This window comes from Streptomyces sp. Je 1-79, from assembly GCF_025195125.1.
Classification (GTDB): Bacteria; Actinomycetota; Actinomycetes; order Streptomycetales; family Streptomycetaceae; genus Streptomyces.
Genome location: NZ_JAMGSL010000001.1, coordinates 98,262 through 117,776, shown reverse-complemented (window position 1 = coordinate 117,776; position 19,515 = coordinate 98,262). Strand labels below are relative to the sequence as shown.

The window sequence follows — 19,515 nt, the reverse complement described above, 5'->3', positions numbered from 1 at the left end:
CTTGTCGACTTCGCCGGACAGTACGGGGATGGCGATCGTAGTGCTGGTGGGCACGCTGGACACCAAGGGTCTCGAGTACGGATGGCTGCGCGAGCGGCTGGTGCGCCGCGGGGTCGAGGTCATCGTGGTGGACACGGGGGTGATCGGGTCCCCGCGGATATCCGCCGACGTCCCGCGCGCCGAGGTGGCGCGGGCGGCCGGGACACGGCTCGAACGGTTACGGAGCGAGGGGGACCGGGGCGCGGCGGTGACCGCGATGGCTCGCGGGGCGGCGGAGGTCGTCCGGCGGCTGCACGCGGAGGGGAGGCTGCACGGGGTGCTCGCCCTCGGCGGCAGCGGGGGTACGTCGATAGCGACCCGTGCGATGCGCGCGCTGCCGCTGGGGGTGCCGAAGGTGATGGTCTCCTCGATGGCCTCGGGCGATGTCGCGTCCTATGTCGGCTCGTCGGACATCACGCTGATGTACAGCGTGGTCGACATCGCCGGGGTCAACCGGGTGTCGGCTCCGATACTGGCGAACGCCGTCGATGCCGTGACGGGCATGGCGCGGGGTTTCGCCGCCGCGGCGCCGGCGCCCGCCCCGGACGGCGACCGGCCGCTGATCGCCGCGAGCATGGCCGGGGTGACGACCCCCGGCGTCGACGCGGCGCGCGCGAGGCTGACCGAACTCGGCTACGAGGTACTGGTCTTCCACGCCAGCGGGGCGGGCGGCCGCACGCTGGAGTCGCTGGCGGAGCAGCGGCTCTTCGCGGGTGTCCTGGACCTGACGCTCTGCGAACTCGCGGACGACCTCTGCGGGGGCATCCTGACGGCGGGGCCCGACCGGCTGCTCGCCGCCGGGCGGGCGGGGCTGCCGCAGGTGGTGAGCCCGGGAGCGCTGGACCTGGTGAAGTTCGGCCCCCTCGACACCGTCCCCGAGCGCGTGCTCGACCGCGACGTGCGGGTGCACAACCCGTCGATCTCGGTCGTCCGGACGACGGCCGAGGAGTGCGCGGAGCTCGGCGCGCGCGTCGCGGCGAAGCTGCGGTCCGCCACCGGCCCCACGACCCTCTGTCTGCCGCTGCGCGGGCTGTCCACGCTGGGGGCGCCGGGCGGGCCGTACCACGACCCGCAGGTGGACGAGGCGCTGTTCTCGGCCGTACGGGACGGGCTGCGCGGCAGCGCGGTCGATGTGGTGGAGGTCGACACCCACCTCAACGACCCGTCGTTCGGCCGCGCCGCCGCGGAGCTGCTGCACCGGCTGATCGAGGGGGCCTGAGGGGCTCACCCGGGCAGGTCGGCCAGGCGTCGCCGGTCGAGCGGGGAGGCGCGGCGGTCGAGGCGTTCCTCCAGCACGTGGCGGGCCGCGTCGCTCTGGCCCGCCTCCAGGAGCGCGTAGAGCAGGGTCTCCTCGACGACCTCGCGCTGCGCGGCGCTGCCGCCGACGCGGCGGAGGGCGGGCAGCAGTCCGCGCAGTCCCTCCACCGCGGGCGTCCACTGCTCCTCCAGGACGGCTTCGAGGGCGCGGCAGAGCGGGGCGATGACCTCGCGCTGGACTGCGTCGGCTCCGGCGGCGTGACTGCGCAGCCGCCGGAGCGCGGGCAGATCGCCGGCGGCGGTGAGGGCGACGGCGCTGTGCAGGGCGGTGAACGCGGTCGCGGGCCGTTCGAGGAGGTCGCGGGCGACGGCGTCGAGCACTCCGTCGACGGGTACGGCGCCGGTCCAGTTCCGGGACATCCGGGCCCGCCACAGGAGCGAGCCGGAGTCGACGAGCGCCCGTACGCCGTTCACCTGGCGCGGCGCGAGCTGGGCGAACCAGCGGCGGCGTACGGCCTCGGAGTCGTCCAGGGCGAGTTCGTGCAGCGCCACGTGCCAGGAGAAGTGGGCCCGGTGCACGGCGCCCCGGCCCTGTCCGCCGATCCAGCCGTCGAGCCAGTCGCGTCCCGCGCGGTGGTCGCCCGACTCGTAGTGGACGTGGGCCAGGGCGTGGACGGCGTGTCCTGATGCGGGTTCGGCGGCGAGGGCCGCCTTGGCGAGGGCGCCCGCCTCGTCGATCCGCCCCTGCTCCTGGCGGACGAAGGCGAGCAGCGAGGTGGGGAACCAGTGACCGTCGTAGGCGGGTGCGGTGCGCTCCACGATCCGCCCGGCGAGCGAGCCGTCGAGGTCGCCGACTCCGGAGAAGGCGATGGTGGGCACGGCGATGCTCAGCGCGAAAGCGTCGCCGGGGTAGCGGTCGAGGTGGGCGACGAGCGCCCGGTCGCCGTCCTCTCCCCCGGCGCCGTCCGCCCCGTCGGCCTCGTGGGCCCGGATCCGTCGGGTGACGACGTCGACGAAGGAGCGCTCCCGGTCGTCGCCGCGCTCGGCCACGCTGCGCTGGGCGTCGGCGAGTTCCCGGTTCACGTCGAGGTCGGCACCGCACTCGTGGCCGAGCAGCGCCAGTGCGGCGTGGCCGAGGGCGAAGCCGGGGTCGAGCGCGGTGGCCCGGGTGAACGCCTCGGCGGCCTTCGCCCGCACGGTGACGACCCGGCCGAGGCCGCTGCGGAAGGCCGCGGCCGCGGCGGCGTGGGTCGACAGCGGCAGCCCGAACTGGTCGGTGGGGCGGCGGCGGGTGGCCTGCGGGGCGCGGCTGAGCGGGGCGAGCACGGATTCGGCGACCTCCCTGGCCTGTGCCCGGATCTCGGGGATCGCGGTCGTCTCCCACAGCTCGCCGCGCCGGGGCGCGCCGAGGGTGAACAGCGGCCTGCCGGTGCCGCCTCGGGCGTCGCGCAGCCGGCCGGCGTCGGTGGCGACGCCGATGCCGAGCGGTCCGGGGGCGGCGAGCCCGTCGGCGAGCAGTCCGCCCCAGAGCGGGTCGTCGGAGGCGTCGGTCCGCAGCCCGGGACCGGTGCAGTCCACGACCCACGCGACCGTCAGTTCCCGTCCGTCGGCCAGCCCGACGGCGATCCGGCCGTCGTCGAGCGGCCGGGCGGCGGTGATCCGGCCCGCGTGGACGCGCAGGCGCCGGGCGGCGCGGGCCCGGGCGATCGTCTCGGCGGTGGCCGGGGCCATCCGGTGGCGGTGGACGTTCCACCGGGTCGCGTCGCGTTCGAGGAACTCGGCCCGCTCCTCGTCGGTGAGCCCCTGCCAGAGCGCCGCGATCGCGGGCCGCAGCCCGTCGAGGGCGGGGCGCCAGTCGCCGTGGTCGCGCAGCGATGCGGCGAAGTGCCGTCGGAGCGCGGTGCGCAGGCGTCGCAGCGGCAGGGCCGTGAGGTCCGGCGGAGCGGGTACGGGAGGCAGCGGCGCGACGGCGTGCGGGCGGGGCAGCAGTCCGCTGCGGGAGAGGGCGTGCACGGTGCGGCCGGGCCGGTCGAGGACCAGCGCGAGGTCGACGGCCGTCAGGCCGGCGCCGACGAGCAGCACGTCGTCGCTCGGCCCCACAGGGTCGAGCGCGCCGGGTGCCCACGGGCTGCCGATGAAGCGGTCGGAGCCGCGCAGTGCGGCCGGGGCCCAGCGGGCGGTGCCCGCGGCGGGCCCGGTGGCCAGGACGACGCTGTCGGCCGTCACCGTCCCCCCGTCGGCGAGCCGCAGCTCCAACCGGCCGTCGGGGGTGTCCGTGCACCGGGTCGCCCGCGTCCGCAGGCGGCGTACGGCGACGGTGCCGTGGGCGGTGATGATGGCGCGCCCGAGGGTGTCGGCGAGGTAGGAGCCGAAGCGGTGGCGGGAGGCGAAGTCCCCCGCGGTGACCGTCGATTCGCCGTGGCGGCAGAGCCAGCGCCGGAAGTGGCCGGGGTCGTCCGGGTAGCAGCTCATCCCGCCGACCGGCACGTTGAGCCGGTGCTCGGGGACCTCGGTGGCGTACGCCGTCCCGCGTCCGGCCTCGGCGGCCGGGTCGATGAGGACGAGGTCGAGCGGGGTGCGCCGGCGGGCGGCCGTCTCGCAGAGCTGGACGGCGACGAGCGCCCCGGCGGCGCCCGCGCCGACGACGGCCACGGTGGGCCGTGCGGGGGTGGTCACCGACGACGGGGGGACGGGCACGGGCTTGGGCACGAGGGACCTCCGGCCGGGGCGGCACTGCACGACGTTGTTCACTATGTCGATGAACAATGTGCAATGACAAGGCCGCCGCGTCCTCGTCCGGTGGGCCGGATCGGTTTCGCGCCAGGCGTGAGACATTGAGCCGGATCGGTTTCGCGCCAAGCGTGAGACATTGAGGCGGTGAGGATCTCAGCGCGAACGGACTACGCGGTCAGGGCCATGGCGGAGCTGGCCTGTTCCCCCGACCGGCCGCTCAAGGCGGAGGACATCGCCGGCCGGCAGGACATCCCGGTCCGCTTCCTCTTCGTCGTCCTCAGCGAGTTGCGGCAGGCCCGGCTGGTGCGGAGCGTGCGCGGTCCGGACGGGGGGTACACCCTCGCCAGACCGTCCGCCGAGATCACGCTCGCCGATGTGATCCGGGCGATGGACGGGCCGCTGGTGAGCGTGCGCGACCTGAAGCTGACGGGTCTCGAGTACCAGGGTGCCGCGGCGCCCATGCCGGACGTGTGGCGCGCGGTGCGCGCGAGTCTCCGTCAGGTCCTGGAGGGGACGACCCTCGCGGACCTGGCGTCGGGGACACTGCCGGAGCTGGTCCGGGAACGGGCGCGCGAGTACACCGACGACGTACGGACGTATCCGTAGCGCCGCGCGCGGTCACCGTCCGGGGAGCCCGAGTTCGCCGCCCAGGTAGAAGCCCTCGGTCTCCTCGACGACGTACGGAGCCATGGTCTCGCGGCGCTGTCGCTCCGCGTCCGAGGACCGCCAGGCGTCGCACGCCTCCTGCGAGTCCCAGAGCGAGACACCGGTGATCTCCTCGCCGTCGAGCGTCCAGTAGGCGTACGCCCGGTGCAGACCGTCGGGAGAGAATCCGGGGCGCCAGGCCCGCTCGAACTCGTGCAGGGCGCCGGGCTTGATACGGCGCGTGGTCACCCAGACAAAGCGCTGCTCCATGGCAGCCTCCTCGGGAACGGGGATCGGTCGAGATCGCGCTCTTCGACCACGGTAGGTCCGGAGGACCGTTTCCGCCTCTGAGGCGGCTACCGCCGGTGACGGCGGGGACGGGTCGTCGCGGGCGGGCGCCACAGCGCGGCGGTCGCCGCGGTGGCCACGGCGACGGCCGTCAGGCGCTCGTAGTCGAGGGTGTCGGGGGTGTCGGTGGGCCGGTGGTAGCGGGGGTTCCGGAAGTTCGCGGTGGTGGTGAGCAGGACGGCCGGGACGCCCGCGTTCCAGTAGGCCGCGTGGTCGCTGCGGCCGAGGTGGTTCACCGGGGGCAGGGCCAGACCGGCGAGGGCGCCCAGCGGGCCGTCGGGGCGGGGGTCGCGGAGGGTGACGGCGGGCAGCGGCGGGTCCACGACCTCCGCCGCCCTGCGCCACAGGCCGGCCGCACCGTCCGAGGACCGCCGGTGGACGACGAGGACGAAGTCGCCCCGGTGCCCTGAGGCGCGTACGGCCCCGGCCGCGCCCGGGAAGACCGCGCCGAACCCCGGCGGCATGGCCTGGGTTCCGGGCGCGGTGGCGAAGCAGCCGACGGACTCCAGGCAGAGCATCCCCGCGACACGCCGGCCATCGCCGCCGGACGCGCGGGCGGCGACCCGGGCGCCTACGCATCCGAGCTCCTCCATGTCGAAGCAGACGAGCCGGACGGCGGGCGGCCGTGGCAGTCCGCCGAGCAGCCGGGCGACTTCGAGGAGTGCGGCGACGCCGGAGGCGTTGTCGTCGGCGCCCGGGCTCCCGACGACGGTGTCCAGGTGCGCGCCGACGAGCACGGTGGCCCGCTCGCCCGGTTCCGCCGGGCCGGGGCGCGCGGGCGGTTCGATCGGCTCGGGCGGTTCGACCCGCTCGGGCGGCTCGGGCGGCTCGGGCAGCTCGGCGAGGAGGTTCGCTCCGGTGAGCCGTCGGTGGAGGCGGAAGCGGAGGGGCGACAGCCGGGCACCGCCGGGGGCGTCGGTGCAGCCCGGCCGCCACCGTACGTCGAACGGCTGCCGCTCGGTCCGCCAGCCCGCCTCGGTCAGCCGGCGCGCCACGTGGGCCTCGGCCCTGACCATGGCGTCGGGCGCGTGGATCCGGCCGCGCGGGCGGTCGGCGAGGAACTCCACGTCCTGCCGCAACCGCGCCGGATCGGCCCGCCGGGTCAGCTCCCGGACGAGCGCGGACACGTCAGGCGCGGGCACGCCGGCACCGTGCGCGTCGGGACCGGGCGCGTCGGGACCGGGGCCGTAGGAACCGGGTTCCATGGCCTCGATCGTGGCGTACGCCGGCCGGCTCCGCCCGTCGGCGGTGTCCGCCCGCCGGTTCTCGCCCGCGGCGCGGCGGCGTCGCGGCGCGCGTGGGCGGAGCCGGGCAACCACACTGGGGTTTCTGCCGTCCCTCTCCATACGATCCCCTCCCTCGAAAGGACCCCGCATGGCGACGCTCGATCCCGTCACTCGAAGGCTCAGGCGCCTCTTCGCGGTCCTGGACACCGACGACGACGGATTCGTCACCTGGTCCGACCACCGGCGGATCGTCGAGGCGTACGCCTCCGCGTACGGGCTGACGACGGACGAGCCCCGCATCCAGGCGCTGGAACGGGCCTACTGGGCACAGTGGCTGGGGCTGCTCACCCAGTCGGTGCCGGGGCGGGAACGGCTGGACCAGGACGGGTTCGTCGCGGCGCACCGCGCGGTGGGCTACGACACCGACCGGCCCGAACTCCTCGACAACCTCGCGCAGGCCATCTTCCGCATCATGGACACGAAGGGCGACAAGCGGGTCAGCGGGGACGAGTTCGCCGCCTATCTCGCCGTCTGGGGCGTCACCGACGAGCAGGACCCGGTGGTCTTCGAACGGCTGGACCTGGACCGTGACGCGTACATCTCGCAGCGGGAGATCGCGCGGTCGCTGCGCGCGTTCCACCTCCACAACGACGATCTGAACAATCCGGGAGGCGTCTTCCTCGGCGTGTTCTGACGGTCCGGCGAATCGCCCGACGGGTGCTGACCGTGCGCGGCGGGCCGGGGTGTGGTCGGATCGGCGTCATGGACGTCACAGAGGCGAACGACGGTTCGCCGGGGCCCGATGGTCCCGGAGACCGGCGTCGTGCCGCTCGGCGCGCCGTCGCGAGCCGGACGACCGACCCGGCCGAGCTGGCGGAGTTCCTCGACATACTCGACCTGCGGCCCGAGGTCGACCACCTCTACTCGGGCCAGGAGTCCGGGCGCCCCCGCCGGTCCGGCGAAGGGCGCCCGGGAAGGGCCTAGAAGGTCAGGTTCCAGGCGTCGATCTTGCCGGTGTCCTGGTTGGCGTTGTCGTTGACACGGAGTTTCCAGACGCCGTTGGCGACCTCCGAGGAGGCGTTGACGGTGAAGGTCTGGACGATGTTGTCCGTGCCGCTGCCGGTCCGGTTGTGCACGGTGTAGACGGTGCCGTCGGGAGCGACCAGGTCGACCTTCAGGTCACCGATGTACGTGTGCTTGATGTCCACGCCGACCTTGAGGGTGGCCGGGGCGTTGCCCGTTACCCCGCCCACCGTGATCGGGCTCTCGACGGTGGCGTTGTCGGAGATCGTGACGTCGGCGAGGCTCTCGAAGTACGCGCCGGGAGGCGGGGTGGAGCCGCCGACCGCCTTCAGCGCGTCGACCCGGCCCTCGCCGAAGAAGCTGTTGTTGGCCGTGGTGCCGGTGCACCGGCTGTCCGAGGGGCAGGCCAGGTCGGTGGCCTGCAGGCCCAGCTTCGCGCGGATGTCCGCCGGGGTGTGGCCCGGGTTCGCGCTCGCGAGGAGCGCGGCCACGCCCGCCACGTGCGGGGAGGCCATGGACGTACCGCTGAGCGAGGAGTACTTGCCGCCGGGGACGGTGCTGTACACCGACTCACCGGGCGCGGACACCTCGATGACGTTCCGTCCGAAGTTGGAGAAGGACGCCTTCGACGAGCCGTTGGTGCCGTTCGCCGCGACCGTGACCACGCCCGGCAGCTCGGCCGGGATGTCCAGGCAGTCGTTGGTGATGGTCCGGCTGACCGGGGTGGAGTCGTTGGGCGAGGAGGTGTCGGTGGTCTTGTTCGCCAGGTCGTAGTTGGCGTTGCCGGCCGCCGCGACCTGGAGCGAGCCCTTGCCCTCCGCGTACTTCTGGGCCCGGCCCACACCCTCCAGGATGGCCGCCTGGTCCACGTTGTTCGGGCAGTTGAACTGCCACGGGTCCGTGTAGTAGCTGTTGTTGGTGACCTTGAAGCCGTGGTCACCGGACCAGACGAGCCCGCAGATGGTGTTCTCCGCGAAGAACAGCGTGCTGCCGGGCTCGGCGATGCGGACCGAGGAGATCTTCACGCCCGGCGCGACGCCGATGGCGCCCTTGCCGTTCTTGGCGGCGGCGACCGTGCCGGCCACGTGCGTGCCGTGGGTGTCGACGTCCCGCCAGGCCCCGGCCCGGGTGTCCGGCTTGCCGTACGCGCAGGAGACCGAGTCGGCGGCGTTGAAGTTCGGCGCCAGGTCCTGGTGCTGGTCGTCGACGCCGGTGTCCAGGATGCCGACCTTGACCGTGGGCGAGCCGGTGGTGACGGCCCAGGCCTGGTCGGCCTTGATCTGGGTCATGTCCGAGCGGAGCGGCTCGGTGGACGGGGCCGCGGACTGCGACGGGTTGGTCGGCAGCGCCGGGTTGTAGGCGTCCGCCGGGACGTCGGAGGTCCGGGTCGCGCCGACCTGCTGGACACCGCCGACCCCGCGCATGGTCGAGGCGAAGGTGCCGGAGGCGGAGTGCGCCACGATCACGCCGATGGCGTCGAAGTACGAGAAGACCGTACCGCCGTTGGCGGTGACGGCCGAGCGGACGGCCGAGGAGTCCCCGGGCGCCGTGATCACCAGGTAGGCACGGGTGCCGGCCGCCCAGGCCGACGAGGTGGCGCCGCGGACGTTGCGGGCGGAGGCGGCCACCGCCGCCGCCGCGGAACCGCCGGGCACCGCGGAGACGGCCGAGGGCTCCGGGATGGTCGTCGGCGCGGCCTGAGCTGCTCCGACGGGCACGGTGAGCGCGACGGCCGGGCCGAGAGCGGCGACGGCCACGGCGGAGAGTCTCAGCCGGCTGGATATGTGGGAAAACAATGCGTCCTCCGATGGCCCGGTGACGCTGGTGGCGCCTGCCGGGCCCTGTGTTGTAGGGGGTGGGACGCAAGATCCCAGAGGACGGCATGCGGAAGGAAGTCTTCAGCCGGACAAGCTTGTTGGCGTTACAGAGTGTTGATCTGGCGAGGTGCCGGTCGGGGAGGGTTTCCGCCTCGATGCGCCGGTTCGTCAGGCGCCACGCAGCAGAAGCCGGCGTGGACGGACTGCGGCGATCTCCGGTACGCGCGTCTCACCGTCGCGACGGAGTACGCCGACGCGGCGAACGGGCGGATTCTCGTGCTGCCGGTCGCGAAAGGCGACGACGGCGAGGGCGACGACGGCGAGGGCGACGACGGCAGGGGCGACGACGGCAAGGAGGACGCACGCCGAGCCGGCGCCTGGCGCCCCGGGGGGAACGGGCACCCCCTGACCCCGCGCACCGACGCCGGCCGGGCCGGCGTCCTCGCCCAGGCAAGGCCCGCGGCGCCGCCCTGCGGCACGTCGGCACGCCGGGACACCGGGACGCTCGGGACGTGGCCCGGGACCATACGGCGTACGGACGGGCCGGCTCCTGTGTGACCGACGCCGTCGGCGTCTACCTCGTCGGGCTGGAGCCGGTCCGTCCCGGCACCAGCGCGCTGGTCCGGGCGCGGCGGCCGGTCAGTAGAGCCTCGGGGACATGACCTGCGGCTCGACGCCGGGCACTTCGAGGACGCAGCGGGGGATGCCGGGCCCGGCAGCGGCGCGGATCGTGGCCTGGGTCGGCGGTTCGGTCGGCAGCTCGATGTGCACGGTCACCGGCCGGTCGGCGGCGGTGGTGGCGTACCCCGTCTCCTTGCCGTCGACGAGGACCTCCACGACGGCCTTGTGGCCGGTCTGGACCGTGACGCTGACGGAGTGCCCCGCATGGTCGATATGGAAATGGTGGCGTCGCTTCATGGGGTCGCCTCCGACCGGTTCGCCGTCCACGCCCCCTGCTCCAGCGTAGCCATCCGGCACCGGGGCAGCCTGGCAGGCGGTGGGGCGCCCGTCACCCGAACAGCCGCCCTCCGGGCGTGCAACAGGCCTTCCTTCGGGTGCACTGGAAGGGCAAGAGAGTCCGCCGAGCATGGAGACGACCATGTACGAAATGCACGTCGGCATAGCGCCCCGTGACGGGATCTTCGTCTGGCACGTGGCCGCCATCGGCACCGCGATCGCCCTGTGCGGGCAGTCGCTGCACGAGGAGCCGCTGGAGGAGCGCGACAGGACCGACCGTCACTGCACCCCTTGTATGAGTTCGTTCCAGGAGCTGATGAACGACCGGCGTTGACAGCCGGACTTTCCGATATCCCCGATGCCCCTCACACACCCAGTCGGTCGCGGAGCGCCGACAGTCTCGGCCGTCGCTCGGCGCGCTCGCGCGAGTGGCGGTCGAGCTCTTCCATGAGGCGGCGTCCGCGGTGTTCGAGGTCCAGTTCGTCGAGGATCCGGTCGATCTCGGCGAGGAGCGCTCCGTACAGCTGCCACTGGCGGGGGTCGCGCTGGACGACCTGGAGCAGCAGGTCCGCCGCGTGGTCGCGGACCGCGCGGGCCGCGCGGAGTTCCCCGGCGAGCCGTTCGTCCGCGGCGTCGGCGTCCGCGCTGACCTCGGTGGTGACGAGGACGGCGAAGCTCACGAGGGTGTCGGCGACCCGCGCCAGGAGGTCTTCGAGCGCGATCGCGACGTCGTCGGGGAAGAGTTCCGTGTCCGTGCGTTCCTTGGCGAGGTCGGTGAGGGTCCGGGCGAGGACGCGGAGCACGACGGCGCAGATCTCCAGGGTGTCGAGGCCGGTGCGCAGCACGATGCGGTGCAGCACGCCCTCCTCTTCCTTGACGCGCGGGTTGAGCCGGAGGCTGTCCTCGGCCTGGCGCAGCGCCGCGTCGACCTCCGCCACGTCGTTGTCGAGGCGACGGGCCTCGTGCAGGTGCGCGGCGGCGTGGGCGACGGGCGTGGGTGTGGTGAGTTCCTCGCCGATGCCGAGCATCAGCAGGCGCATGCGCCGGGCCAGGGCCTCGATGGACTCGCCCGCCGAGCCGACCCAGACGGGCGGCACGAGGACGATGTTGAACAGCAGGCCGACGATCGCCCCGATGAGCGTTTCGAGGACCCTGTCCCAGGCCGTGTTGGTGACCTGGGTGACGCCGAGGACGAGCATCGCGCTGATCGCGACCTCGGGCACGAACTCGCCGACGCGCACGAAGCGGCCCACCACCAGCGAGGCCAGGATGATCAGCCCGAGGCTCCACCAGGTGAGACCGACCAGGGCGCTGAACGCGATGGCGATGATGACACCGACGACCACCGAGTTGACCCGGCGGATGCCGGTGGTGAGCGTGGAGTAGAGGGTCACCTGGACGACGAGCAGCGCGGTGAGCGGGGCCGTCAGCGGGGCGGGTTCGCTGCTGAGCTGGAGAGCGACGACATAGGCGATCGTGGCCGCGGCCGTGGACCTGACGATCTGCACGACCGCCGGATCCCGGCGCCGCGCAAGCAGGTCGGCCACCCCTCGTCGTAGCGCAGCGCGCACGTCCCTCACCCTGTCAGGCTTTCCTACCGGCGGACTCTTCGCACGCCGTACCGGTACGGCTCGCCGGAATGGCGATCACTCCGGGGGTACGGTGGGATGGGAAGTGATCACGCGTCCACGACGGATGGATGAAGGTTGTGTCGACCTCGAGCCATGCGGTGTCCGGCGCCCCTTGTTGGGTCAGTCTCATGGCCCGCGATCTCGGCGCCGCCGAGACCTTCTACGGGGGTGTCTTCGGATGGGAGTTCCGGTCCACCCGACTGGGTGAGGAGTTCTCCGTCGCCCTGAGCGACGGGGCCCCGGTCGCCGGGATCGGCGCGCTGGCGCCGCGCCTCGCGGTGGCCGTCGCCTGGACCCCGTACTTCGCCGTGGAGGACGCCGACGTGACCGCGGCGCGCATCCGGGAGCGCAGCGCCACGGTGGCCGTGGGGCCGCTGCGCTTCGGGACGGGGCGCGCGGCGCTCGCCTCGGACCGCGAGGGGGCCGTGTTCGGCATCTGGGAGGGCGAGGTCATCCCCGACTGGAGCGTCGGCAAGGGCGGTGCCCCCGCCTGGCTGGAGCTGCGGACCCGGAACGCCTTCGACGCGGCGATCTTCTACGCCGAGGTACTGGACTGGGCGGGTGAGCGGCCCGGCTGCTGCCAGGTCAGTTACGAGGACGACCACGTCGTCCTGAGCCACGGGGGCATCACCGTCGCCCGGCTCTTCGGGGGCGCCGTGGAGGCGGCCCCGGACCCTCAGGTGCGGCCGCGCTGGCACGTGCACTTCCGTGTCCTCGATGTCGACGAGACGGTGGAGACGGCCCTTCGGCTGGGCGGCACGACCATGTCCTCGGTCCAGCCCTCGGGCAACGGCCGGCGCGTCACGCTGCGTGATCCCGACGGCGGGCTCTTCACGGTGGCGGACAGCGTGGAGTGAGGCCCCGGCGCCGTCGCGGGACCGGGGTGGTCACTCCCCCGCGTGCGCGGCGCGCCGGATCGTCGCGTCGACGAGGGCGAGGGCCTGCTCCGCGGTGCGTCCCGGGGCGCGGTTCCAGGGGCCGATGAGGCCTGTCCAGCCCTGGGCGCGGAGCTCGGTGACGATCCAGGCGGCGGAGCGGTTCATCGTGTCGGCGCTGCCGTGGCCGAGGCGGTGGGCGGTGAGCAGGGCGCCGCAGAGGCAGCGGGCGCCCCGGGCGTCGCGGAGGCGGTACGGCTGGTTCTGCCAGCCCCATTCGACGAGGACGCGGCGGGCGTGGGCCAGGTGGACGGAGGGGCGTACGTCCTCCTGACCGATGCGGCGCCAGGAGTGCAGCCGGTCGGGAAGGACGGCGCCGAGCCGGCCGGGGAGCGGCCGTTCGGTGGGCGCCGGGGCGGTGAGCGCGCCGAGGGCCGTGGCCACGAGCTGGTCGACGGGGACCGAGAGCAGCCGACGCCACTCCTCGGAGGCGGGGGCCGAATCGGAGGCGGGGGCCGGATCAGGGCCGGAGGGCGGCTCGGAGCCGAGTACGGCATCGGGGCCGGAGGGCGGCTCGGGGGCGAGTACGGCATCGGGGCCGGAGGGCGGCTCGGGGGCGAGTACGGCATCGGGGGCGGGCACGGCATCGCGCGCGAGTACCGCATCGGGCGCGGGAGGCGCCTCGTCCGGGGTGTTCCAGTGCCGGACGATCTCCTGCCAGGCGGCGGTGGAGTGAAGCCGCTCTGCGGCGTCGTCGAGGGTCTCGGGGGCGAGGGACGGCAGGGGCATGGGGGGCTCCGGGCTGGGTGGATCTCTCACTCATCGAAATGTCGGCTTTGCACCGATCATTCTTGAGCGATCCACCCAAAAGTTACCAATCGGTATGCCGTGACTTCCCATGCGGGCGGCAGTAGAACTCGTTCCCATTCCACCCGACAGTGAGGAACAACATGGCTGTGTCGCGCCGTGGATTCATCACGGGAACAGGTTCTATTTTCGGAGCCCTCGCGCTCCCCTCCCACGCCTTCGCCTCGACCGCGCAGGCCCGCATCCCCGCTCTGGTGATCGGCACCGGCTACGGCGGATCCGTCGCCGCGCTGCGGCTCGCCCAGGCGGGTGTCGACGTACGCATGGTCGAGATGGGGATGGCCTGGGACACCCCGGGCCCCGACGGAAAGATCTTCGCCAACACCACCACCCCCGACCACCGGTCCTTCTGGCTGCGCACCCGCACCAAGCAGCCCCTCAGCCAGTTCCTCGGCTTCCCGCTCGACAAGGACGTCCCCCGGCACACGGGGATCCTGGACGCCGAGGAGTTCGGCGGCATCACCGTCTACCAGGGCCGGGGCGTCGGAGGCGGCTCCCTTGTCAACGGCGGCATGGCGGTCACCCCGCGCCGGGAGAACTTCGGCGCGATCCTGCCGTCCGTCGACGCCGGCGAGATGTACGACGTCTACTACCCGCGCGCCAACGCCGGCCTCGGCGTGAACCACGTCGACCCGGCCTGGTGGGAGAGCGCCGCCTGCTACCAGTACGCACGGGTCGGCCGTAAGCACGCACAGCGCTCCGGCTTCCCGTTCGTCTTCGTGCCCAACGTCTACGACTGGGAGTACATGAAGCAGGAGGCGGCGGGCTCGGTCCCCAGATCGGCCTTGGCCGGGGAGGTCCTCTACGGCAACAACCACGGCAAGAAGACGCTGCAGAAGACCTATCTCGCGCAGGCCAGGGCGACCGGGCGGGTCACCGTCTCACCGCTGCACAAGGTGACGTCCGTGTCCCCCGCGTCCGGCGGCGGCTACACGGTCGTCGTCGACCGCCTGGACACCGCGGGGAACACCACGTCCACCGAGACCGTCCTCGCGGACCGGGTCTTCTTCGCGGCCGGCAGCGTCGGCACCAGCAAGCTGCTGACCAGGCTGAGGGCCACCGGCGCCCTGCCCGGCCTCAACGGCGAGATCGGCAAGGGGTGGGGCGACAACGGCAACGTCATGTGCGGGCGCGCCAACCACATGTGGGACGCCACCGGGAAGCTCCAGTCCTCCATGCCGACGGCCGGCATCGACAACTGGGACGCCGGCGGGGCCTTCGCCGAGGTGGCACCGCTGCCCACCGGCATCGAGACGTACGCCTCGTTCTATCTGTCGATCACGAAGAACCCGCACCGCGCCGAGTTCTCGTGGAACCCCACGGCCGGCCGGGTCGAGCTCAACTGGCAGACCGCCTGGAAGCAGCCCTCCATCAACGCCGCCAAGACGATCTTCGACAGGATCAACGCCAAGGAGGGGACGATCTACCGCACGGACCTGTTCGGCGCGTACAAGATCTGGGGCGACCACCTCACGTACCACCCGCTCGGTGGCGCCGTGCTGGGCCGCGCCACCGACAACTACGGCCGCCTGCACGGCCATCCGGGCCTCTATGTGATCGACGGCGCGCTGATCCCGGGCAACGCCAGCGTCAACCCGTTCGTCACGATCACCGCGCTCGCCGAACGCAACATCGAGAAGATCATCGCCGCCGACCTCTGACCCGCCGGCGCGTCACTGGGTGGGCAGCACGCACACCGCGTCGAGCCCGAGCACCCGGTTGAGCCGCCCGAACGACAGCCAGGAGCCGATGCTCATCGTCAGCTCCACGATCTCGGGCTGGCTGTAGTGAGCGGTCATACGGGTCCAGAACTCCTCGTCGAGACCGTGATGATCCAGGGCGTACCGCTCGGCGTACTCCGCGGCCAGCCGCGTGCGGTCGTCGAAGGCATCGGTGGTACGCCACTGGGTCACCGCCTCCGCGAACGACTCCTCGACCTTCTCGCCGTCGCGGTCGGTCCGCCAGTCGAGGCAGAACAGACAGCCGTTGACCTGCGCGATGCGGAGCCGCGCGGCCTCGAACTCGCGCAGCCCCAGGGTCGTGTGGGCGTAGACGGAGAGGGAGAAGTTCGCGGCGGCCGTCCCGATCTCGGGGACGATCTCGCCCCAGACGTACTCGATCGGATGCCTTCCCTCGGGGACGTCGATCCTCATGGCCGATTCCTTCCCAGTCGGCCCACCGCGGGGCGCAGCGGGACGTCGAGCGCGTCGTAGAGGCCGGGCTTGGCGTCCACGAGCCAGTCGACGGCGTTCACGAGCCGGCCGACGGCCGTGGCGTTGCCGCCGGCGGAGCGGTTCTCGCCCTCGTCGGTGGCCTCGACCGTGACCTCGATGTGCGGGCGGCCCTCGATGACCACCCGGTGGGCGCCCGCGCCGTCGGGCGGGGTGGGCCAGTCGGGGGCACAGGAGGGGTGGATCCGGGTGACGTGCTCGATGACGATGCGGGGCTCCCCCCGGACGATCCCCTGGACCTCGAACCGTACGGCGCCCTGGGTGCCGGCCTCGAAGACGCCCATCGTGCGGGTGGTCACCGTGGTGTCGAGAGGGCGCCGCTCCAAGGTCTCGCGGATCTCGTCGAGTTCGACACCGAGGGCGCGCGCCATCAGCCGGATCTGCCCGCCCCACACCATCGTCGGAACGGACGGGGCGAGCATCAGGGGCTCGTACTCCATGGGGTGCCCCATGCCGATGAGGTGCCGGACCGAGTCCTCCTGCTCGTACGTCGAGTAGTCGAAGATCTCCTGGCAGCGGACGACGTCCACGGTGGAGCCGAGGCCGCTGACGAGCAGGGGCAGCACGTCGTTGCCCCAGCCGGGGTCGACGCCGGAGACGAAGAGGGACCCGCCGCCCTCGGCGACGGCGGCGAGCACCGGGTCCCGGAACTCGGGCGGGGCGCCGCGGTGGTCGTAGAGCGGGTAGAGCGCGGGCGTCACGACGACCGCGCCGCCGCGGACGGCCCTGGCGACGTCGGCGAGCGCCTCGTCGGGCCGGATGTCGCCGGAGGCCGCGTACACCACCGCGCGGGGACGGGCGGCGAGCACGGCGTCGATGTCGTCGGTGGCCGCCACCCCGAGGGAACGGTCGAGTCCGGCGAGCGCGCCCGCGTCACGGCCGACCTTGCCGGGGTCGTGGACGAGGACGGCGGCGAGGGCGAGCGCCGGGTGGGCCTCGACGGCCCGTATGGCCGCGCGGCCGACATTCCCGGTTCCCCAGACAACGGTCGGAATCATGCGGGGAGAGTAACCTGACGCACCGTCAGTTCCTAGAGGTGTGGTGGACGATTTCGGCGGACGCGCCCCCCTCGGAACCTCCGCCGACACCGGCGGACTCCCAGCCGGCCACCCGGGGGCCGTCGACGCTTCCGTCACCGTGCGTCACCACCCCGCCGACGGTACCGCGTGGCGCCGCCGAACGGCGTGGGGATCTTCTCCCGTAGTCCGCGGGCCACGGCCACGCTCCGTCACCGAGCGGGTCGCGTCCGCCCTGACTAGCGTGGGTTTCGGCAACCCCATCGAGACCCGTCGATCGGAAGAGAGTCACCGTCATGGCCGCACGACCTGAAGGCACACCCATCTGGGCCGACGCGATGTTCACCGACGTCGAAGGCGCCAAGAACTTCTACGGCGACGTACTGGGCTGGACCTTCGGCGAGTCCTCCACGGAGTTCGGCAACTACACCCAGGCGTACCGCGACGGCAAGGCGGTCGCGGCCGTCGTTCCGCCCATGCCGGGCCAGGACGGCGACGAGCAGTCGGCCTGGTGTCTGTACTTCGCCTCGCCCGACGCCGCCGCCACCGCCGAGAAGATCAAGAGCAGCGGCGGCACCGTCCTCATGGAACCGATGGCCGTGGGCGACTTCGGCTCCATGTGCCTGGCGCGGGACCCGGCCGGCGTCGTCTTCGGCATCTGGCAGCCGGGCACCCACGAGGGCTTCGAGCTGGAGGGCGAGAACGGGTCCTACGTCTGGGCCGAGGTCTTCACCCGGGAGCCCGCGAAGTCGGACGCCTTCCTCACGTCGGTCTTCGGCTACAACGCGAAGAAAATGGCCGACGAGACCATGGACTACATGGTCTTCGACCTGGGCGGCGACATGCCGGTGCTGGGGCGGATGGAGATGACGGCGGAGGACTTCCCGGCCGACGTCCCGTCGTACGTACAGGTCTACTTCGCCGTCGACAACTGCGACCAGGCGGTCGACAGGGCCGTGAAGCTCGGCGGCCAGAAGGTCTTCGGGCCGATGGACAGCCCCTTCGGCCGGTTCGCGGCGATCGTGGACCCCCAGGGCGCGGCGTTCGCGGTGATCGACGTCAAGACCACCGTGGGCGAGGTGCCCGAGATGACCTGAGCGGTACGTATGACGGTGCCCGGGGCCGCGGCGAGCGGCCCCGGGCACCGTCGTCGCGCCTCAGCCGCCGTCGCGGACGGCGACGATCCCGTTGAAGACGCCGACGTACGCGGTCCCGTCGGGGCCGATGGTGATCGGTGCCCAGTTGTTGTCGTACGCCGGGCCGGTGCCGGTGAGCCGCGTCCAGGCGCGCTTCCCGGTACGGAAGTCGACGGCCGTCAGGTACCAGGCGTCGACGCCGAGGCGGTTCGGCTGTTTCTCGTAGAAGTAGAGCAGGCCGTTGGCGGTGGAGAGCTTCGGGACGGTGGAGGGCGAGCGGACGTCGCTCTCCCAGACGGTGTCGCAGCCGCTGCCGTCGGGGCGGACGTCGATCCGGGCCGCGCCGCCGACCACGCTGCGGCCGAAGGTCAGGGTGGTCGGGTTCTCGTAGCCGTAGTTGTTCTCGACGACGAGGCTGTCGCCCCAGCTGATCAGGGAGTTGTCGGTGGTGGAGGCGCCGGAGCCGAAGACCGGGACCTTGCAGACCAGACGGTCCGCGTCGGCGACGTCGTCGCCGCGCCGGTAGACGAGGACGTTCATCCGGTCGTCGGCGTTGTCGGTGATGGCCACGTACTCCTCCCGGGCGCCGAAGAGGTCGGGTGTGGTGCCCGAACCCTGGTTCACCGAGCCGGGCTTGGTGCCGGTCCCCCGGTCGTAGGTCTGGCGCCACTGGATCCGCGGGGTGCCGTCGGCGTCCGCGCGGAAGCTGTACAGGGCGTGGTCGGTCACGATGGAGACGCCGTCCTCGGCGACGGAGAAGGAGTTCTGGATCTCCTCGCCGTCCAGCCGGACCGAGCGGAGCGTTCCGGTGGCGGGGTCGACGGTGCCCACCCTGCCGAGCCGTGTCACCCACCAGATGCGGCCGTCCCAGTCGGGCATGACGGAGGTGACGGGGTCGCAGACGCCGCTGGGGAAGAGGTTGGTCCAGCTGACGCAGTCGTGCGGGACGAGCGAGGTGAGGTCCCAGTCGTCCTCGACCACGAACTCCCAGCCACCGTCGGTCTTCTGACGGTGTGCGATACGCAGGATGTGCTGGCGGGAGTCGGCGAGGACGACCCGGTCCCGGTTGTCGAGGTAGAAGTAGGCGCCGCCGGAGGTGTCCTTGAAGATCTTCTCGAAGTCGAGCCGGGTGATGGCCTCGACGGTCGAGGAGCGCTGCGGCAGCTTGTACTCGGCGAGCGTGTCCAGGGTACGCGGGTCGAGCAGCTTGAGCAGGAAGCCGGAGAACGTGCCGCAGACGGTGACCAGGCGCCCGTCGGCGTCGAAGGTGACCGTGGCGCACTCGCCGCCGACGGCGGCGATCTTCTCGCTGGAGACCCGCGGGTCGCGGCCGAGCGGGCCGGAGAAGGGGTGGGTGCCGCTGCCGACGCCGTCGGCGTGCATGCCGCTGCGGCCGTTGGGGGCGAGGTACGGATGCTGGGCGGGCGCGTCGCCCGGCACGGGCCGGGCGGGCGCGGGCGCGCCGTCGTAGTGGTCGACGAGCCGGTGGCCGGGGGCCAGGGGTATCTCGTCGGCGAGGGCGACGGGGGTGGCGAACGCGAGGGCGGTCGCGGTCACCGCGGCGATCAGGGCGAGCACACGGGCTCGTCTGCGGGGGGTCGTCAATGCGGCTCCTCGGGTGCGTACGTCGGTCGCGCCGGCGGCCGACGTTAGGCCCGAGTGCGTGAGATGTACATGGAACTGCCGCTGGTTTCATGGTCACTTCACGGACGTG

18 protein-coding genes are annotated in these 19,515 nt (G+C 72.8%); 8 read left to right on the top strand and 10 right to left on the bottom strand.

Annotated elements, in window-relative coordinates:
• Positions 1 to 28: 28 nt before the first annotated feature.
• Positions 29 to 1,258, top strand: coding sequence for a Tm-1-like ATP-binding domain-containing protein (locus M5362_RS00520; RefSeq protein ID WP_260225188.1), 1,230 nt, complete (start codon positions 29 to 31; stop codon positions 1,256 to 1,258).
• Between the two features lie 5 nt (positions 1,259 to 1,263).
• On the opposite strand, the gene M5362_RS00515 is transcribed toward M5362_RS00520, so the two are convergent.
• The gene (locus M5362_RS00515) at positions 1,264 to 3,948 is read right to left on the bottom strand and encodes an FAD/NAD(P)-binding protein (protein WP_260225671.1); all 2,685 of its coding nucleotides are present in this window, start codon (positions 3,946 to 3,948) and stop codon (positions 1,264 to 1,266) included.
• 225 nt (positions 3,949 to 4,173) lie between these two features.
• On the opposite strand from M5362_RS00515, the gene M5362_RS00510 reads away from it, so the two are divergent.
• Complete coding sequence (locus M5362_RS00510; protein WP_260225187.1) at positions 4,174 to 4,635, top strand: Rrf2 family transcriptional regulator; 462 nt, start codon at positions 4,174 to 4,176, stop codon at positions 4,633 to 4,635.
• A 12-nt stretch (positions 4,636 to 4,647) separates the two neighbouring features.
• Here the strand turns inward: M5362_RS00510 and M5362_RS00505 are convergent, their stop codons facing one another.
• Both M5362_RS00505 and M5362_RS33090 read right to left on the bottom strand, forming a co-directional pair.
• Complete coding sequence (locus M5362_RS00505) at positions 4,648 to 4,944, bottom strand: antibiotic biosynthesis monooxygenase (RefSeq protein ID WP_260225186.1); 297 nt, start codon at positions 4,942 to 4,944, stop codon at positions 4,648 to 4,650.
• 86 nt (positions 4,945 to 5,030) lie between these two features.
• Positions 5,031 to 6,227, bottom strand: a complete 1,197-nt coding sequence (locus tag M5362_RS33090; protein WP_308354838.1) for a M28 family peptidase — start codon at positions 6,225 to 6,227, stop codon at positions 5,031 to 5,033.
• A 169-nt stretch (positions 6,228 to 6,396) separates the two neighbouring features.
• Here M5362_RS33090 and M5362_RS00490 point away from each other — a divergent pair, with 169 nt between their 5' ends.
• The gene (locus M5362_RS00490) at positions 6,397 to 6,942 is read left to right on the top strand and encodes an EF-hand domain-containing protein (protein ID WP_260225185.1); all 546 of its coding nucleotides are present in this window, start codon (positions 6,397 to 6,399) and stop codon (positions 6,940 to 6,942) included.
• 68 nt (positions 6,943 to 7,010) lie between these two features.
• Complete coding sequence (locus tag M5362_RS00485) at positions 7,011 to 7,232, top strand: hypothetical protein (protein ID WP_260225184.1); 222 nt, start codon at positions 7,011 to 7,013, stop codon at positions 7,230 to 7,232.
• On the opposite strand, the gene M5362_RS00480 is transcribed toward M5362_RS00485, so the two are convergent.
• Positions 7,229 to 9,028, bottom strand: a complete 1,800-nt coding sequence (locus M5362_RS00480) for a S8 family serine peptidase (RefSeq protein ID WP_260225183.1) — start codon at positions 9,026 to 9,028, stop codon at positions 7,229 to 7,231. The two genes, M5362_RS00485 and M5362_RS00480, sit on opposite strands and share 4 nt — an antisense overlap.
• Before the next feature lie 699 nt (positions 9,029 to 9,727).
• Positions 9,728 to 10,006 carry a hypothetical protein gene (locus M5362_RS00475; RefSeq protein ID WP_260225182.1) on the bottom strand — a complete coding sequence of 93 codons (279 nt, stop codon included), beginning with the start codon at positions 10,004 to 10,006 and terminating at the stop codon, positions 9,728 to 9,730.
• 181 nt (positions 10,007 to 10,187) lie between these two features.
• Between M5362_RS00475 and M5362_RS00470 the strand changes: the two genes are divergently transcribed.
• Entirely contained in the window at positions 10,188 to 10,379 is a 192-nt protein-coding gene (locus tag M5362_RS00470) for a hypothetical protein (protein WP_260225181.1), read from the top strand.
• Between the two features lie 31 nt (positions 10,380 to 10,410).
• Here M5362_RS00470 and M5362_RS00465 read toward each other — a convergent pair whose 3' ends face one another.
• A complete protein-coding gene (locus M5362_RS00465) occupies positions 10,411 to 11,592 on the bottom strand; it encodes an aromatic acid exporter family protein (RefSeq protein ID WP_260225180.1) in 1,182 nt (393 codons plus the stop codon).
• 212 nt (positions 11,593 to 11,804) lie between these two features.
• Between M5362_RS00465 and M5362_RS00460 the strand changes: the two genes are divergently transcribed.
• On the top strand, positions 11,805 to 12,533 hold the full coding sequence (locus M5362_RS00460; protein WP_260225179.1) for a VOC family protein: 729 nt from the start codon (positions 11,805 to 11,807) through the stop codon (positions 12,531 to 12,533).
• A 30-nt stretch (positions 12,534 to 12,563) separates the two neighbouring features.
• Here the strand turns inward: M5362_RS00460 and M5362_RS00455 are convergent, their stop codons facing one another.
• Positions 12,564 to 13,340 (bottom strand): hypothetical protein, encoded by a 777-nt coding sequence (locus M5362_RS00455; protein WP_260225178.1) that lies wholly within the window; start codon positions 13,338 to 13,340, stop codon positions 12,564 to 12,566.
• A 161-nt stretch (positions 13,341 to 13,501) separates the two neighbouring features.
• On the opposite strand from M5362_RS00455, the gene M5362_RS00450 reads away from it, so the two are divergent.
• Positions 13,502 to 15,079: a GMC oxidoreductase gene (locus tag M5362_RS00450; RefSeq protein ID WP_260225177.1), complete on the top strand. Its 1,578-nt coding sequence runs from the start codon at positions 13,502 to 13,504 to the stop codon at positions 15,077 to 15,079.
• Between the two features lie 12 nt (positions 15,080 to 15,091).
• Here the strand turns inward: M5362_RS00450 and M5362_RS00445 are convergent, their stop codons facing one another.
• Complete coding sequence (locus M5362_RS00445) at positions 15,092 to 15,571, bottom strand: carboxymuconolactone decarboxylase family protein (protein ID WP_260225176.1); 480 nt, start codon at positions 15,569 to 15,571, stop codon at positions 15,092 to 15,094.
• Positions 15,568 to 16,647 (bottom strand): dihydrodipicolinate reductase, encoded by a 1,080-nt coding sequence (locus M5362_RS00440; protein ID WP_260225175.1) that lies wholly within the window; start codon positions 16,645 to 16,647, stop codon positions 15,568 to 15,570. The genes M5362_RS00445 and M5362_RS00440 overlap by 4 nt, the downstream gene beginning before the upstream one ends.
• 314 nt (positions 16,648 to 16,961) lie before the next feature.
• Here M5362_RS00440 and M5362_RS00435 point away from each other — a divergent pair, with 314 nt between their 5' ends.
• On the top strand, positions 16,962 to 17,762 hold the full coding sequence (locus tag M5362_RS00435) for a VOC family protein (RefSeq protein ID WP_260225174.1): 801 nt from the start codon (positions 16,962 to 16,964) through the stop codon (positions 17,760 to 17,762).
• 60 nt (positions 17,763 to 17,822) lie between these two features.
• On the opposite strand, the gene M5362_RS00430 is transcribed toward M5362_RS00435, so the two are convergent.
• Positions 17,823 to 19,406 carry a hypothetical protein gene (locus tag M5362_RS00430; protein WP_260225173.1) on the bottom strand — a complete coding sequence of 528 codons (1,584 nt, stop codon included), beginning with the start codon at positions 19,404 to 19,406 and terminating at the stop codon, positions 17,823 to 17,825.
• Positions 19,407 to 19,515: the final 109 nt, after the last annotated feature.

Bases quoted from the DNA above. Each gene is read 5' to 3' on its own strand.
- M5362_RS00520 (WP_260225188.1), top strand. From the start codon at position 29: ATGGCGATCGTAGTGCTGGTGGGCACGCTGGACACCAAGGGTCTCGAG.
- M5362_RS00505 (WP_260225186.1), bottom strand. From the start codon at position 4,944: ATGGAGCAGCGCTTTGTCTGGGTGACCACGCGCCGTATCAAGCCCGGC.
- M5362_RS33090 (WP_308354838.1), bottom strand. From the start codon at position 6,227: ATGGAACCCGGTTCCTACGGCCCCGGTCCCGACGCGCCCGGTCCCGAC.
- M5362_RS00490 (WP_260225185.1), top strand. From the start codon at position 6,397: ATGGCGACGCTCGATCCCGTCACTCGAAGGCTCAGGCGCCTCTTCGCG.
- M5362_RS00485 (WP_260225184.1), top strand. From the start codon at position 7,011: ATGGACGTCACAGAGGCGAACGACGGTTCGCCGGGGCCCGATGGTCCC.
- M5362_RS00475 (WP_260225182.1), bottom strand. From the start codon at position 10,006: ATGAAGCGACGCCACCATTTCCATATCGACCATGCGGGGCACTCCGTC.
- M5362_RS00470 (WP_260225181.1), top strand. From the start codon at position 10,188: ATGTACGAAATGCACGTCGGCATAGCGCCCCGTGACGGGATCTTCGTC.
- M5362_RS00460 (WP_260225179.1), top strand. From the start codon at position 11,805: ATGGCCCGCGATCTCGGCGCCGCCGAGACCTTCTACGGGGGTGTCTTC.
- M5362_RS00455 (WP_260225178.1), bottom strand. From the start codon at position 13,340: ATGCCCCTGCCGTCCCTCGCCCCCGAGACCCTCGACGACGCCGCAGAG.
- M5362_RS00450 (WP_260225177.1), top strand. From the start codon at position 13,502: ATGGCTGTGTCGCGCCGTGGATTCATCACGGGAACAGGTTCTATTTTC.
- M5362_RS00445 (WP_260225176.1), bottom strand. From the start codon at position 15,571: ATGAGGATCGACGTCCCCGAGGGAAGGCATCCGATCGAGTACGTCTGG.
- M5362_RS00440 (WP_260225175.1), bottom strand. From the start codon at position 16,647: ATGATTCCGACCGTTGTCTGGGGAACCGGGAATGTCGGCCGCGCGGCC.
- M5362_RS00435 (WP_260225174.1), top strand. From the start codon at position 16,962: ATGGCCGCACGACCTGAAGGCACACCCATCTGGGCCGACGCGATGTTC.